This window comes from Priestia sp. 10L35 (assembly GCF_056395685.1).
The window spans coordinates 350,438-364,974 of sequence record NZ_JBFTKA010000004.1 but is presented as its reverse complement, the minus strand read 5'-3'; the positions used below and the strand labels follow the sequence as shown (position 1 = coordinate 364,974).

General features: G+C 38.8%; 16 protein-coding genes and 1 riboswitch. Of the genes, 10 read left to right on the top strand and 6 right to left on the bottom strand.

Going from position 1 to position 14,537, the window contains the following annotated elements; translation table 11 throughout:
- Positions 1-383 precede the first annotated feature (383 nt).
- The 4 genes from AC1DEF_RS17450 (at position 384) to AC1DEF_RS17435 (ending at position 4,650) form a co-directional block, all read left to right on the top strand.
- The gene (locus AC1DEF_RS17450) at positions 384-890 is read left to right on the top strand and encodes a GNAT family N-acetyltransferase (RefSeq protein WP_162213822.1); all 507 of its coding nucleotides are present in this window, start codon (positions 384-386) and stop codon (positions 888-890) included.
- Between the two features lie 47 nt (positions 891-937).
- A complete protein-coding gene (locus AC1DEF_RS17445) occupies positions 938-2,092 on the top strand; it encodes a M20 peptidase aminoacylase family protein (protein ID WP_097824051.1) in 1,155 nt (384 codons plus the stop codon).
- A gap of 62 nt (positions 2,093-2,154) precedes the next feature.
- Positions 2,155-2,256, top strand: a riboswitch (SAM riboswitch).
- Between the two features lie 68 nt (positions 2,257-2,324).
- A complete protein-coding gene (locus AC1DEF_RS17440) occupies positions 2,325-2,567 on the top strand; it encodes a hypothetical protein (RefSeq protein WP_013082177.1) in 243 nt (80 codons plus the stop codon).
- Between the two features lie 469 nt (positions 2,568-3,036).
- Positions 3,037-4,650, top strand: a complete 1,614-nt coding sequence (locus AC1DEF_RS17435; RefSeq protein WP_377577911.1) for a M20/M25/M40 family metallo-hydrolase — start codon at positions 3,037-3,039, stop codon at positions 4,648-4,650.
- Between the two features lie 18 nt (positions 4,651-4,668).
- On the opposite strand, the gene AC1DEF_RS17430 is transcribed toward AC1DEF_RS17435, so the two are convergent.
- Together AC1DEF_RS17430 and AC1DEF_RS17425 are read right to left on the bottom strand one after the other, a co-directional pair.
- The gene (locus AC1DEF_RS17430) at positions 4,669-5,466 is read right to left on the bottom strand and encodes a VOC family protein (RefSeq protein ID WP_097824049.1); all 798 of its coding nucleotides are present in this window, start codon (positions 5,464-5,466) and stop codon (positions 4,669-4,671) included.
- A gap of 147 nt (positions 5,467-5,613) precedes the next feature.
- Positions 5,614-6,033 carry a CotG/ExsB N-terminal domain-containing protein gene (locus AC1DEF_RS17425; protein WP_477727461.1) on the bottom strand — a complete coding sequence of 140 codons (420 nt, stop codon included), beginning with the start codon at positions 6,031-6,033 and terminating at the stop codon, positions 5,614-5,616.
- 113 nt (positions 6,034-6,146) lie between these two features.
- Between AC1DEF_RS17425 and AC1DEF_RS17420 the strand changes: the two genes are divergently transcribed.
- Positions 6,147-6,593, top strand: coding sequence for a GNAT family N-acetyltransferase (locus tag AC1DEF_RS17420; protein WP_097824047.1), 447 nt, complete (start codon positions 6,147-6,149; stop codon positions 6,591-6,593).
- Between the two features lie 180 nt (positions 6,594-6,773).
- On the opposite strand, the gene AC1DEF_RS17415 is transcribed toward AC1DEF_RS17420, so the two are convergent.
- Positions 6,774-7,943 (bottom strand): MFS transporter, encoded by a 1,170-nt coding sequence (locus AC1DEF_RS17415; RefSeq protein WP_050688235.1) that lies wholly within the window; start codon positions 7,941-7,943, stop codon positions 6,774-6,776.
- Positions 7,944-8,117: 174 nt separating this feature from the next.
- On the opposite strand from AC1DEF_RS17415, the gene AC1DEF_RS17410 reads away from it, so the two are divergent.
- The gene (locus AC1DEF_RS17410) at positions 8,118-8,312 is read left to right on the top strand and encodes a hypothetical protein (protein ID WP_013082184.1); all 195 of its coding nucleotides are present in this window, start codon (positions 8,118-8,120) and stop codon (positions 8,310-8,312) included.
- A 31-nt stretch (positions 8,313-8,343) separates the two neighbouring features.
- On the opposite strand, the gene AC1DEF_RS17405 is transcribed toward AC1DEF_RS17410, so the two are convergent.
- From AC1DEF_RS17405 to AC1DEF_RS17395, 3 genes are all read right to left on the bottom strand, one after another.
- Positions 8,344-9,645, bottom strand: a complete 1,302-nt coding sequence (locus tag AC1DEF_RS17405) for an NCS2 family permease (RefSeq protein WP_013055916.1) — start codon at positions 9,643-9,645, stop codon at positions 8,344-8,346.
- Positions 9,646-9,864: 219 nt separating this feature from the next.
- Positions 9,865-10,815 (bottom strand): sensor histidine kinase, encoded by a 951-nt coding sequence (locus AC1DEF_RS17400; protein ID WP_318331088.1) that lies wholly within the window; start codon positions 10,813-10,815, stop codon positions 9,865-9,867.
- Positions 10,816-10,832: 17 nt separating this feature from the next.
- Entirely contained in the window at positions 10,833-11,531 is a 699-nt protein-coding gene (locus AC1DEF_RS17395; protein ID WP_318331089.1) for a LytR/AlgR family response regulator transcription factor, read from the bottom strand.
- A gap of 175 nt (positions 11,532-11,706) precedes the next feature.
- On the opposite strand from AC1DEF_RS17395, the gene AC1DEF_RS17390 reads away from it, so the two are divergent.
- The 4 genes from AC1DEF_RS17390 (at position 11,707) to AC1DEF_RS17375 (ending at position 14,430) form a co-directional block, all read left to right on the top strand.
- The gene (locus AC1DEF_RS17390; RefSeq protein ID WP_028407859.1) at positions 11,707-12,444 is read left to right on the top strand and encodes an ABC transporter ATP-binding protein; all 738 of its coding nucleotides are present in this window, start codon (positions 11,707-11,709) and stop codon (positions 12,442-12,444) included.
- Position 12,445: 1 nt separating this feature from the next.
- Positions 12,446-13,612, top strand: a complete 1,167-nt coding sequence (locus AC1DEF_RS17385; RefSeq protein ID WP_318331090.1) for an ABC transporter permease — start codon at positions 12,446-12,448, stop codon at positions 13,610-13,612.
- Positions 13,613-13,726: 114 nt separating this feature from the next.
- Positions 13,727-13,861: a hypothetical protein gene (locus tag AC1DEF_RS17380; protein WP_318331091.1), complete on the top strand. Its 135-nt coding sequence runs from the start codon at positions 13,727-13,729 to the stop codon at positions 13,859-13,861.
- A 122-nt stretch (positions 13,862-13,983) separates the two neighbouring features.
- The gene (locus AC1DEF_RS17375; RefSeq protein ID WP_318331092.1) at positions 13,984-14,430 is read left to right on the top strand and encodes a hypothetical protein; all 447 of its coding nucleotides are present in this window, start codon (positions 13,984-13,986) and stop codon (positions 14,428-14,430) included.
- Positions 14,431-14,537 lie beyond the last annotated feature (107 nt).

The window sequence follows — 14,537 nt, the reverse complement described above, 5'->3', positions numbered from 1 at the left end:
GCTTCTAGCTACTGGTTGGAGGGCAAGATGAAGACTTCTGGGGGAAAAGGAAAAGGGGAAGAGGTGAGCCACCCAGGAGCATAAGTGACGAGGAGGCTTAGCTGCCGCCTGCGGAAAGCGAAGGTTTGCACAGAAATCGACAGCGGTGTAACAAACAGTCCAGCTCATGTATCCCATTTCTTCATCGTCAGCTTGGAGTGATTTAGTTATGTCTCAATCTCTTTTGTTTTATTTATACCCTTTATAGAAAACGATAAATAGAATTGACACGTTATAAAAGCAGTTGTATAGTGAGTACGCAAGGCGGCAGTCTGTCTTTTTTAATTCTTAGTAAACTTATAAGTTAAATAAAATATTTAAGCACTACATAAGGAGACGAAGAGATGAAAAATGAATTCCGTTTGGCAACAAATGACGACGCAGATAACTTATTGAACTTAACTCTACAAGCATATAAGCCTATTCGAGAGCTAGGCATTCCTTTCTTAGCAGCTACTGCTGATCTTGCCCTCGTTAAGAAAAATATTTCTCAAAACCTTTGCTATGTATATGAAGAAGATAAAAGAATCGCTGCAACTGTGTCTATACGAATGCCTTGGGGAGAACATCCAGGTCCGTTTGCTGTTCCGCATCTTTGGTGGTTTGCAGTAGACCCGTCGTTTGCCAGGAAAGGCGTTGGATCTAAGCTGCTGCATCTAGTAGAGGAAGAGATAATAAAAAATATGTTTAAATCACCAGGTGTGTCTTTAGGAACAGCAAAAGAACATCCTTGGTTAGTTGAGATGTATGAACGAAAAGGATATGTTCAAGCTAAAGAAAAGCGCCTTGCAGAAGGTTATACGACCGTATTTCTTTATAAAAAATTCAATAAGGTACACTCTTTGTCGTAAAAGATAGAGAAGTGATCCAAATTAAGAAATGTGAAAGAGTGATAAATATGACAGATCAATTACTACTAAATGAGTTAATAGACATACGCCGTGAGCTGCACCGGTTTCCAGAGCTTTCAATGAAAGAATATGAAACAACTAAACGTATTAAAAAGTGGTTAAAGCACTATGATATTTCTATAGCGGATGCATTCCAATTAGACGTAGGGACAGTAGCAGAAATTGTAGGAGGAAAGCCGGGACCTACTATCGCTATTCGAGCTGATATTGATGCGCTGCCAATTGAAGAAAAAACCAATCTGCCATTTGCTTCTGAAGTGAACGGTGTTATGCACGCGTGCGGCCATGATTTTCATACGGCTTCTATAATCGGAGCAGCTATCCTTCTTAAAGAGCGTCAGCAGGAGCTTTGCGGTACGATTCGATTTATCTTTCAGCCAGCCGAAGAAACGGCTTCAGGGGCAAAAATGCTAGTTGAAAAAGGTGTGCTCGAAGGAGTGGAAGCGATATTTGGGATGCATAACAAACCGGATCTTCCTGTAGGAACCATTGGTATCAAACCGGGACCTTTAATGGCAAGCGTTGATCGTTTTGAAATTGACGTCAAAGGAGTAGGAGGTCACGCGGGTATTCCTGAAAAAACAATAGATCCGATTGCTGCTGCTGGTCAAATTGTTACTAGTTTACAAACCATTGTCAGCCGTAATCTCAGCCCCTTTCAAAATGTTGTTGTCAGCATAACTCAAATCCACGGAGGGAGCTCGTGGAACGTCATTCCTGACAAAGTAACGCTTGAAGGAACGGTGCGTACCTTTCAAGAAGAAGCGAGAGAAAAAATACCGGCTCTTATGAAACGAACTGCTGAAGGGATTGGCGCAGCTTTCGGGGCTTCAGTAGACGTTAAATGGTATCCATATCTTCCTGTAGTCAACAATGATGATAAGCTGGAAAAACTGGCTATTAAAGCGGCAGAGGATCTTAGTTATCAAGTCGTAGAAGCTGAACAATCGCCTGGAGGAGAAGATTTTGCCGTATATCAGCAGCATGTACCAGGATTTTTTGTATGGATGGGTACAGCTGGAGAATATGAATGGCACCATCCTTCTTTTTCATTAAATGAAGAGGCATTACTTGTAGCAGCTTCTTATTTTGCTAATCTAAGCTTTCATTTTTTGAATTCATTCCATTACCGAAAAAATTAAAATATTTTTATTTTTCTATTTACGCGGATGGAATTGTTTGATAAAATAAATTTTAAATTAAAAAGTTATCACGAGTGGACGAGAGATCTGGCTCTTTGACTCCACAGCAACCTACGAATGTAAGGTGCTCCTACCAGCAAAGCATGTGCTTTGGGTGATAAAACGGGTGAAAAACTCATTTTGCATCAAAGCAAAATGAGTTTTTTTTATTTTTCTAAAAGGAGAGGGTTTTATGAGTCATACAGCAGTTGCAGCACATACAGGAGAGAAAGCATTAAAGGAAGCAGTGAAATTATTAGGAAAGCATTATCAAGTAGCTTATCGTGAGTTAGAAACATTTTATGAAATTGTGGTCGAAAACCATGTTCGTACATATGCTGTAGGCATAGATATTAAAGATATACAAAAAGCAAATGAACTAGAAATTTATTCATCATGCTGTTCCAAGCTTGAGCGAGTAGGCTGTCTTTTATAGAAGAAGTCTGCTCGCGCCTCTATTTTTTAAGTGTTTTTAAATAGAAAGCATGGTTTTTGACAAGCAAAGAATCTGGTGGGTATAATCAATACTCACTAGGTTTTAAAATTAATCATAAATTGTCGAAATTTTTACACAAATTAAAGGTTACATTCGAAATGAATTGTGGTATGTTATAAAACAAGAATATTTTATGAAAGGAGCATTGAAATGGAAATGTCTCTTGAACACGGAAACGATGCAGGAAGCGAACAGCTTATTGATCGTATCCTAGATTTTTTAGAAGATGACCAAAAGTAAAAAAAGAGTGTGCGGTGCTATCCCTAGCCGCGCACTCTTTTTTTATCATGTGCATAAAGGCAGCGCCATACTATGATACATAGGGATAGAATGAAAGGGTCTCTGTCAAAGGGATTGACGAATGGTTTTGTTTGATAGAAAATTTAGAAAAAGGAAAGAGATGAAGGGTATGTCGAACAAAACATCTTTGTATCAAACAAAAGAACAGTTAAAAAAACTTGTAAGCGAATTGGTTTCTATACCTAGCGTGACAGGAACGATGGCAGAAGTGGAAATGGCTGAATCGATAGCGTCGTATTTATTGAAGCTGCCTTACTTTCAAAAAAACGAGCAAGTCGAGCTTCATTCAACAGGAGACGGGCGATCGATTGTCACAGCTTTTGTTCAAGGGAAAAATACGAATAAAACAGTTGTACTAGTAAGTCATTACGATGTAGTGGATGTACAAGATTATGGACAGTGGAAAAAGGATGCTTTTCACGCTGATACATTAACGAGTACTTTTTATAACCATATGGAACAAGTTCCGGCGCACGTACAAAAAGATATGATAAAAGGAGACTGGCTTTTTGGCCGAGGAACGATGGACATGAAAGCAGGCATTGCCTTGCATATCAGTATGGTTGAACGAGCATGCAACGGAGAGTTTGACGGAAACATCCTGCTGCTGTCGGTACCGGATGAAGAAGTAAATTCGCTTGGGATGAGAAAAGCAGTGCCTGTTCTTTTAGAACTTGCCCGCAAACATCAGCTGGATTTTTCTCTCATGCTAAATGCAGAACCGGTGTTCAGCCGCTATCCTGGAGATCAAACGAACTATGTGTACTCAGGATCGATTGGAAAAATCATGCCAAGCTTTTTGTGTTATGGAAAAGAAACTCATGTAGGGGAACCGCTAGCTGGTTTAAATGCTAATTTACTAGCTTCTTATTTAACAAAAGAAATAGAATTAAACGTTGATTTTTGCGAAAAAGTAAGAGATGAAACGAGTCCACCTCCTACGGTGCTGATACAAAAAGATTTAAAAGAAGAGTATTCAGTTCAAGTTCCGCACTCTGCCGTTGTATTATTTAATTTATTTATGTTAAACCGCTCTCTTAAAGAAGTAACAGATCTGCTGTTGAAATCGGCTGACAAAGCGGCTTTGAATGTAAAAAAACATTATAATAAAGCCGCTAGGCAGTACGCTGAGGGAATGAAGGGTTCATCTCTTGACGTGAACGTATGGACGTATGAAGAACTTTATACTCATGCAGTCAAACAGCACGGCGAAAAATATGTGCACGAAATGGAAGCAGCACTTTTGGCACAAGAGGAGGATGACAGAAATAAAACCATTAAATTAGTAAACTCTTTAGCTGGTTTATGTAAAGAAGCAGCTCCGATGATGGTCTTATTTTTTACGCCGCCTTTTTATCCGGCCGTTTGTTCACATGATGATCCGTTTGTACAAGAGATTTTGTCAAACGTACAGGCAACTGCCAAAGAGCAATTCCAATTGGAGCTAGTTGAACAAAGCTATTTTGGCGGAATTTCGGATTTAAGCTATGCCAGCCTGCAGCATCCGCTTCATACATTTAACACGTTAGTAGCCAATATGCCCCTATGGAATAAAGGGTATCATATCCCGTTAGAAGAGCTAGAGGAGCTGAAGATGCCGGTGCTGAACATTGGACCGCTGGGAAGAGATGCGCATCAATGGACCGAAAGATTAGACGTTCAGTATTCCTTTGAAATTTTGCCTCATTTCATTTATCAAGCTATAAAAGAAGCACACAAATAAACATCCGTCCGCGGATGTTTATTTGTTGAATTTAAAAAAAGCTCCTTGTACGGTAATTTGTTGCGGTGTTAGAGCGTGATCCAATTCAACCAAAAATGGACGTTCTCCAACTTTTTTTAATGTATCATGGACAACACCTTGTGTTCCGCTGCAAAAAATAAGGTTTCCTCCATTGACATATAGTTTTTGACAACGTGCATCAAGTAAAGAGTCTTTGTAGCTTTCGCCAGACTGAACGTCCAGCAGTTTCGTCCACTTGCTGATGGATTCTTCGAGGTTATGTACAGCACAGTAAATATTTTTTAGCTGCAGCTGACCAGCTTGGTGGGAAGAAAGATCCGCTAGCTTTGGCTTGCGTTTTTCTTCTGGTTCACCCCATTCAATAAAAAAAGGAAGAGGCAGGGAATCGTGGTCAGCTTCAATAAAACACATTTTCCATTGAAGTCTTTCTCCATCATTGGTTTGGCGAGAACCCGCTACAGGGCCTTTTACAGTGACGTTCTTGCTTTCCAGCTCTTTTATCAGCAAATCCATATCATCTGTACGAAGTGCAAATCGGCCAAAATGACCAAGCGGTGTATGTTCGTTAACAAGCTGCTGAATAAGGTCATTATCTGTAACGTTTTGAGCTAACGCGATATCTCTAAGCCCAAGCCATTCAATATAGCTGAGGTTAAAATAAGCCAACGTGTTAAAAGTGCCCCATTTTTCATGGATGCCGCCTTTAATGACATTTATTCCATATTCGTTTAGTTCTTTCTGAGCTTTAATAGGATCAGGTGAAAAATGAACAAGATGATCAAAAGATAAGTGCATGGATAGGCCTCCTTTTAAGAGAGATTCTTTCCCATTATTATACGTTGTTTTCCTTTTCAAGAAGAGTAAAACGAATGATTATGTAAAATAAAAATCTTAAAAAAAGCAAGCCGCGTATGTTTTAAACTCGACTTGCTTTAGATTTATTTAGCGACGACAGCCATGCCCTTTAAAGCAGCAGCCAAATGATTTATTAAACCATGGGTATGAGCAGCAAGGTGAACCGCAGCGACAGCGGCGACGGCTAGAACGACGAGTAGAACGGCGAGTAGAACGGCGAGTAGAACGGCGAGTAGAACGGCGAGTAGAACGGCGAGTAGAACGGCGAGTAGTGCGGCGAGTAGAACGGCGAGTAGTGCGGCGAGTAGTGCGGCGAGTAGTGCGGCGAGTAGTGCGACGAGTAGTGCGGCGAGTAGTGCGGCGAGTAGTGCGGCGAGTAGAACGGCGAGTAGAACGACGACGAGAGCGTCTGTGAAGAGCAGTTGGCTCTTGGTACATAAACGTTTCAAGCTCAGTAGAAGCAATCGCTTCTGTTGCTTCTCTAATTCTTTCAGCAGTGATATGCATATAAACACCTCCTGGCTAATTCGGTATATAATACAATATGTACAAGGAAGGCGTTTGGATATAGTGAAAACATGGAATTTGTCTAAATTTGTGAAAGAAATGGAGTGGTTTTCATGCTTCAAATCCTCGAACATCAAAGAGTAGATATCGCTCTTCAAATAGTAGCTGTGCAAGTAGAAGCTTATCAAGAAGAAGCAAGGCTCATTGGTTTTTCAGATATTCCTCAGCTTACAGAAAGCAAAGAAGATATTATGAAAAGCAAGGAAGTGTTTATCGGAGAAATGATTGAAGGTAAGCTAGCAGGAGTGCTGTCGTTTGAAAAAGAAAATGAGCGATTAACGATTTGCCGCCTCGTTGTGCGTCCTCGTTACTTTCGAAAAGGAATCGGAAGCCGTCTTTTAACACATGTACTTCAAAGATATTCTGAATGTGAATGTATGGTGTCTACAGCCGAAAAAAATACACCTGCGATTAAGCTGTACAAAGCGCATCAGTTTTCAATTATAAAACACACTGCAGCTGCTGATAACCTTGTGTTAGTAACGATGAAAAGAGGTTAAGACATCGCTAAATTAATCTAAAGGCCAACAAATGAGCTAGTAGGAATCGACTGTTGATTTCCAATTAACACAGCTAGAATACTCCTAACAATAAAAAATCCGAACGCGCTGGATTCTCCATCAAAAATCTCGATTCACCGTTCGGATCTTCTTTCGACTAAAATAATGTTGTCCCGGCCTCTACGATGAGAGTGTTTGCTCAGAATAATCTAGAGCTGTATGACGCTGAATCAGCAGTAAAGCAGCTAAAGTGACAACTGCTCCGATAATAAAGGGCAGCGTCATATTGAGTTTAAAGGCAAATGCACCAAGCAGAGGACCAAAAATACGCCCTAAGCTATCCATTGAGGCGGTTAGCCCCGAAGCAGAGCCATATCCTACTTTGGTTCTCATTGTAATTAATGAGAGGACACAAGGACGAATAAGGGCATTTCCTGCTGTAAATATGCACAAAAATAAGGTAGCATTAACGGCACTAGAAGATAACAAAATAGACGTAAATCCTATTGCTGAAACCAATAAGCCAATGGCCATCAGCTTTTTTTCATTTCCTTTTTTAAATCGCTGCAGCACACCGCCTTGAATCAGCGCTTGAGTTAAACCGCTCGCCATAAACATCCATCCGATTGTCGTAGGAGTAGCATTAATTTTCGCTATTTGAAAAAATTGAAAAGTAGCTTCTAAACCAGCGAGCGTAAAAGTCGCTAAAAATGAAAGAACATATAAATACTTCATAGCTCCTTGAAAATCTGACGTGAAGTCATGCCATCTCGATGTCTGTACTTTATCAGCAGATTCTTTTCGTAAAGATTCTTTTAACGTAAAGAATGAGAACGCTGTCATAATCAGTGACAAGATACCAGAGATAACGAAGGGAACAAACAAGCCGAAAGATGAAAGGACGCCGCCTAATGCCGGTCCAAAAATAAAGCCTAAGCCAATCGACATTCCTAACAGTCCCATTGCTTTCGTTCGGTTTTCTTCATCTGTACTATCAGAAGCATATGCAAAAGCACAAGGAATAACAGCTCCTGCGAACAAACCTCCGATGATGCGCGACGTATACATTAAAGTCAGAGAGTTTTCTGCCACCGAAAAAAGAAAAAAGCTTGCGCTAAAGCCGAGTAAGCCCCAAAGTAAGATGGGACGCCGGCCTTTTATATCGGAAAGCTTCCCCCAAAAAGGTGCGGTAATAAAAGATGCGATCGAATAGCTAGCCATTAGTACTCCTAAATTGACCGTGCTTGCACCCGTGGCACGAATAACTTCAGGTACGATGGGGATGATCACTCCAAAGCCGACAAATACCATAAAAATAACAAACATTAACGTTCCAAGCTGTTTGTTCATATGCAATTAAGCCCCTTTCTCTGTAGAACATGCCGTGAGTTTAGTATACCAAATACAAAGAAGTTTTTTACGTATATTTGGTAAAAAGCGTTTTATTTACAAATGGATAACTATGTTAATATTTACCTGTTTTGCTGAGGATGATACAATTAAAAGAAAAGGGACGTGAAGCGATTGCCAATATGGATTGTATTTGCTGGGATCATAGGCGGTCTTTTAGGGTTTGGGGCGCTAGTGGATTATATAGCTAAGAAGAGAAGTATCGAATTAGATCCAGAAGAAGGAATAAAGAATGCTTCTGATGCAGAACAAATCTATGTGGAAAATTATCTTTATCAAACAAAAGAAAATAACAATCACTTTCAATAAAAAAAGCTTGGAGACGAATCTCCAAGCTTTTTTAATGCGGTAAAAAGATGAGCTGATAGAGAAATAAAACAGCAAAGACATACACAAGTGGATGGACTTGTTTGCCTTTTCCTTTTACCAGCTTCATTAACGGATAAGAAATGAAGCCTAGCGCAATTCCTGTTGCAATACTTGATGTAAGAGGCATCGCTAGAACAACTAAAAAGGCAGGGAACGCTTCATCAAAGTCATTCCAATTAATTTTAGCTACAGCACCCATCATCAAGCTTCCGACAATAATTAATGCAGGTGAAGTAATAGCTGCTACGCCAGAAACCGAGCTTACAACCGGACTAAAGAACGCTGCAACAATAAATAAAATGGCTACCGTCACACCTGTTAGACCTGTACGTCCGCCTGCTGCTACACCAGATGAAGATTCAACGTAAGCCGTTGTTGGGCTTGTACCAAATAAAGCTCCAATCGTTGTACCAAATGAGTCAGCAAGCAATGCTTGACGTACGCGAGGCATCTTATTACCTTTCATAAGACCGGCCTGTTGAGCTACTCCTACCATTGTACCTGTTGTATCAAAAATTGTAACAAGTAAGAAAGAAAAAACAACTGTGTACAGATCATGATGAATAACATCTCCAAAAGCAGCAAAAGGATTTGAAATCATTAAGCCGTCTGGAAGGTGAGGAGAAGCAAACAAACCTTTATCAAATGAAAGCTGTCCTCTAAAGAAAGCAATTAACCCCGTAATAATCATACCGAAGAATAAAGCGCCGTTTACATTTAGCGTATATAAAATGATTGTAATCGCAAGTCCAATCAGTGTTAAAACTACTTTTTCAGACTGCAAATCACCAAGTCCAATTAAATTTGACTTATTTGCAACAATAATACCGGCTGAACGAAGCCCGATAAACGCAATAAATAAACCGATACCAGCACTAATCGCGTGCTTTAAATTGTTTGGAATAGCTTCAATTAATTTTTCACGAAACGATGTTAACGATAGGATGATAAAGATAATACCCGCTACGAATACAGCTGAAAAAGCAGTAGCATAGTCGATACTTCCATTTGAACCAACAACTAAAGCAGCAAAGTATGCATTCATTCCCATACCGGGAGCAATAGCGATTGGATAGTTAGCTGCAAGAGCCATCCATAGCGTAGCTACGACTGCTGAAATAATAGTAGCTGTAAATACTTGATCAAAAGGAACGCCGGCGCTGGACAAAATAACTGGGTTCACAATGACGATATAAATCATGGTTAAAAACGTTGTAATACCAGCTAAAATCTCCGTTTTAGCATCCGTGTTATATTCTTTTAACTTAAACATAAGTAACCTCCAAAAATAACGAACATTAAAAGCAACATGATATATAATATTCGTTTTTTACTTGAAATGCAATAGATTTGCATATAAAAAATCAAAAACTAAAAAAGTGACGATAAAAGAGCTAAAACAAGTGTGAAATATTTCTTTTTTTCGGTGCTTTTTATAGTGTGTGCGTATAGAAGAGGCTCATACGAAAAAAAGCCGCTTGGGCTGCAGCGGCTATGTTGCTTGTTTTGAGGCAACGACTATTGGAAATTTTATTTTAATGGAAAGAGTTAAATCGTTATACGTATATTCCAAGCGTCCGTGGTAGTTGGAAACAAGTTCAGAAATAATCCACGTGCCAAGGCCTTCGTGGCGTTCTTTCTTTTCTGTAACATGAAAAGAAGTAAACAAGTGATCTTGACGCTCTCGTGATAAAGGAGCGGTAGAATTGCTGACTTCTAAAATGTAAATGCCGCTTCGGATCATACTCGAAACGGTTATCTCTTTTTTCTCAGAAGAATGAGCGGCTTCTAAAGCATTATGCAGTAAATTCATGATGAGATTCATTTGGTCAAGATGCTTTAAAGGCAGCTGTGATAAAGGTGAATCTAATTGAACATTCATATGTATTCCCCACGTATGTGCTTGATTCTTGCTTTGATGTACAACAGAAGCAACGTGCGAATGTTCACCTTGAATATATGAATGGGTATCATTCAAAGCTTCAACGTAATCTTGAATATACTCTTGTGCCTGCTGTCTTTGATTTGTTTCTAGAAGATAGGATACGGCACTGACATGTTTAATAAAATCATGTCTTTCAGCCCTTAACGCTTGAAAAAGCTCATTGTTTTTTTGAATTTCACGTGAAGCACTGCTTTCCCGGTTGGTTACGAATATGTATTGTTGATAAGACGAAAACATGTCGGTCATGTAACCAATCATTGCGATAACGGTTAGGCCAATACTAAAAGGTGAAGATAGGCTAAATAAAAGCAGGAAAAAAGACGTCAGTACGATTGCTTTTTTTATAGTTAGTGAAGGAGCCGTTTGATATTTCTTTCTCCATATAAAAAATGAACCAATTATAAAAGAACTAAGTAGGAGATGTAAACTAACAGGCAGGTCTTTAAAAAAGAGGAGCACGAAAACAGTTAGTAAAACTAGTGTGTAAAATAGTTTCATTTTAGATAGTCCCTCCTTTAAAAGTATTCTTTTTGCAAGATGTCTAAATTTGTTTTCGTGATTAAAGCTGTTTTTTCGGTGCTTTGAAACATCACTGAGTAGGAGTGCTTAGTATACAGGGAGAAATTTTGAATATAGGAAATGTTGATAATAAAAGCTCGATGAGACCTTAGAAAATGACTCGCTGTTAATTCTTTTTCAATTTCGTTTAATGATTGATAGGTACTAAATTCTCCATTTGTCGTTATGATTGTGGTAGAGCGACCTGTTCGTTCTGCATATATAATATCTTGTTTGTTCAGCACTTGCATTTCGGTTTTTTGTTTTAAAATAAGCTTATCTCTTGTGTCAGTTGATTGTTTTTTTTGATGAAAACGCTGAATGCCTTTTAACAAACGCTCTTTAGAATAAGGCTTCATAATGTAGTCTAAAACGTTGAGTTCAAATGCATGAACGGCAAAGCCGCTGTGCCCAGTGACAAAGATGACTTGAATATCAAGTGCGTAGGCATTGATAAAGTCTGCAAGCTCATAACCTGATAGCTTTGGCATTTCAATATCTGTAATTAATAAATCAATTTCATTTTTTTTAATTTCGTTATAAGCTTCCTCCGCGCTGCTAGTCGAAAAAAGTATGTCTATATCATCTTCTCTTTCTAAAGAAATCCTCAATTTCTCTAAATCATATGAATGATCGTCCACTAATCCTACTTTCATAAATAAAAACCCTCTTTGTTTCATTCTATTGGATATTACCACACTATTTTACCATGATTTACAAGGTGGAAAGGACGTTTCGCGACATAAAAAACCCTCTTTATGACAAGATGGAAGATGCTGTATGAAAAATAAGCTAAGATATAGTCAATCACAGTAAAAGGGGAGAGCGGATATGATTGAAATCAAAGGTGTTACGAAATATTTTAAAGAGAAAAAGCAAACAATTGCAGCAGTTCAAGATATTCATGTAACTATCTCACAAGGAGAAATTGTAGGGCTATTAGGTGAAAATGGTGCGGGGAAAACAACTCTTTTACGTATGCTGTCGACTGTACTTGAGCCATCGGAAGGTAATATGTTCATTCACGGAATTAACATTCATAAACAGCCGGATAAAATAAAACAAAGAATTGGCGTGCTTTTTGGCGGTGAAACAGGCTTATACGACCGTTTGACCGCTCGTGAAAACTTAGCTTATTTTGCTAAGTTTTATGGCATGAGCAAACATGAAACAAAGATAAGGATTGAGGAACTGGCCAAACGTTTTGGAATGAAAGACTACTTGGATCGCCGCGTCGGAGGCTTTTCAAAAGGAATGCGTCAAAAAGTAGCCATTGCACGCACTATTCTTCATAACCCGGACGTTATCCTATTTGATGAGCCGACTACAGGATTAGACATTACATCAGCAAACATGTTTCGTGAGCTTATTAAAAGTCTGCAAAGAGAAGGAAAAACGATTATTTTTTCCAGTCACATTATGGAAGAAGTGGAGATGCTGTGTCAGTCTATCATCATGATTCATAAAGGAAAAATGATTTATCAAGGAACAAATGAACAGCTTTATAAAGAAGAAGAAAGCACAGATTTAAACTATATCTTTATGTCGCGTATCGTGAGGGGGGCTTAATATGATTTGGCATATTTATAAAAAAGAGTTAATTGATTGTTTGCGAGATCGAAAGACGATTATCTTTAGTGTGTTGATTCCGATTTTATTAAATGTAGGGATGCTGTTTTTTGTAGATAGAATGATGTCTAGTAATCAACCTGATGGTATGTCCATAGCTGTTGAGAAAGGCTCAGATACAAGTGTAGTGGAATGGTTAAAGAAAGATAGAAACCTTCAAGTTGTGGAAAGCGAAGATCCACTTCAAACAGTGGAAAAAGGCAAAGCATCAGTAGCTTTAAAAGTTGATAAGAAATTTTCTGATAAAATTCTCCATATGCAATCGCCGGACGTAATGATTTATACAAGTCCAGATAGCGTAGAATCTTCACGTACAACAGAGTACGTTACAGCTATATTAAATAAACAGAGGGACGGCATTATAAAAGAACGTTTAACACAATTAAATATTAATGATCAAACGATTCAGCCCTTCTATGTCAAGGAACAAAGCCTTTCAAATAAAGATAATAGTTCATTAATTATGGTGGCAATTTATGCTCCTATGATTATTGCTATAGGGGTGTTAGGTGGTATTGTACCTTCCGCTAATGATATTTTCGCAGGAGAAAAAGAGCGAAAAACGATGGAAGCTCTACTCATGGCTCCTATTAAAAGACTACATTTACTAATAGGGAAGTGGTTTACTATTTCTACATTTGGGGTCTTAAGCGGAGTGCTTTCTACTATTTCATTTGTGCTTTTTGTACGCTACTTTACCGTGACGTTAAATGATGCCTTGAATCTAAATAATCATCTCATTGCTTTTAGCGCTTCATTACTAGTGGCTATCACTTTGTTTGCCTTATTAGCAGGGCTAATTCTTTGTATCTTTAGTCTCTTAGCAAGTTCGGTTAAAGAAGCGCAAAGCTATACATCGCAAATTGTTACAGTAGCGATACTGCCATGCTTTTTACTGATGGGAAAATCTGTAAACGAGCTGCAGTCCAATGTCTTTTTAATTCCTATTTATAACGTATTTGCACTTATGAAACAGCTTCTCTACGGTGTCTATGACATGCAGAGTCTCGTCTATACAATAGGAAGCTTATCGGTTTGTACGGTTGTTTTATTTGCGGTTGGTTATACGATGTTTACGAAAAGCCGCTGGGTGCTTGGTAAAGGTTAAGAGACTGGGCAAAAGTAGTTTAGTTGAAGGAAGGTCCGAACGAGTAATCGTTCGGATTTTTTTATTGGAATGGTGAACGTATGTTTCAAGTATGTAGTTAGCTGCTTCTAGCTGTTGATTGGAGGGAAAGACGGAGACTCCTGTAAAAAAAGCGGAACAGGTGAGATCCCACAGGAGCGGAAGCGACGAGGAGGCTCACCGGCCGCCCGCGGAAAGCGAAGTCTTGCACGGAAATCAACAGCGGGGTAACAAGCGCTTCATAATAGCTCATTTACCCCATTTGTTTGTCTCTAGATTGAATTGATTTCGTTATGTCTCAACTTTTTGTGTAGGGAAAGAGCAATTAAAAGAGAATGTAGGAAGAAAGGAGAGTGAGACAGTTGCATCCTATTATAGTAGAAGAAATTCCTGACTCTATAAAAAAGTATGTGAAAAAAATCGAAAAAGTGACGTTTCCAAAGCAGGGATGTACGTCGGATGTTGGTATCCTTCATACCGCTAAAGGAAGGTATGTTTTAAAGCGGACAAAAGGGGAAAAGTACAGAAAATGGTTATATAAGGAATATTATGTATTAAAAAATATACAGGCACTGGCGGACTTTCAAAGCCCGAGTGCTTACAAATTCGTTCAAACAGCTGTTATTGACTGGAGCGGAGGAACTTGCGGAGATGCTCGTTATGATATGGCGCTTGCTGTGCGCTTTGAAGACGGAATCTTTACAGGTAAAGAGCGCGCGTCTTTTTTTAAGGGATATGGCAAGCAGATTTCACAGCACGAATTTTGTTATTTTGCAGAAGGATTGTACGAGTTTTTCTAAGCAATAATGACATCATTTTCTTCATTTGTTGAACGTCCACTTTCTTTGACGAATTCATACTAGTTTTGTCACGCATGAAGGGATTTAAAAATTTCTCTCGAAATGGC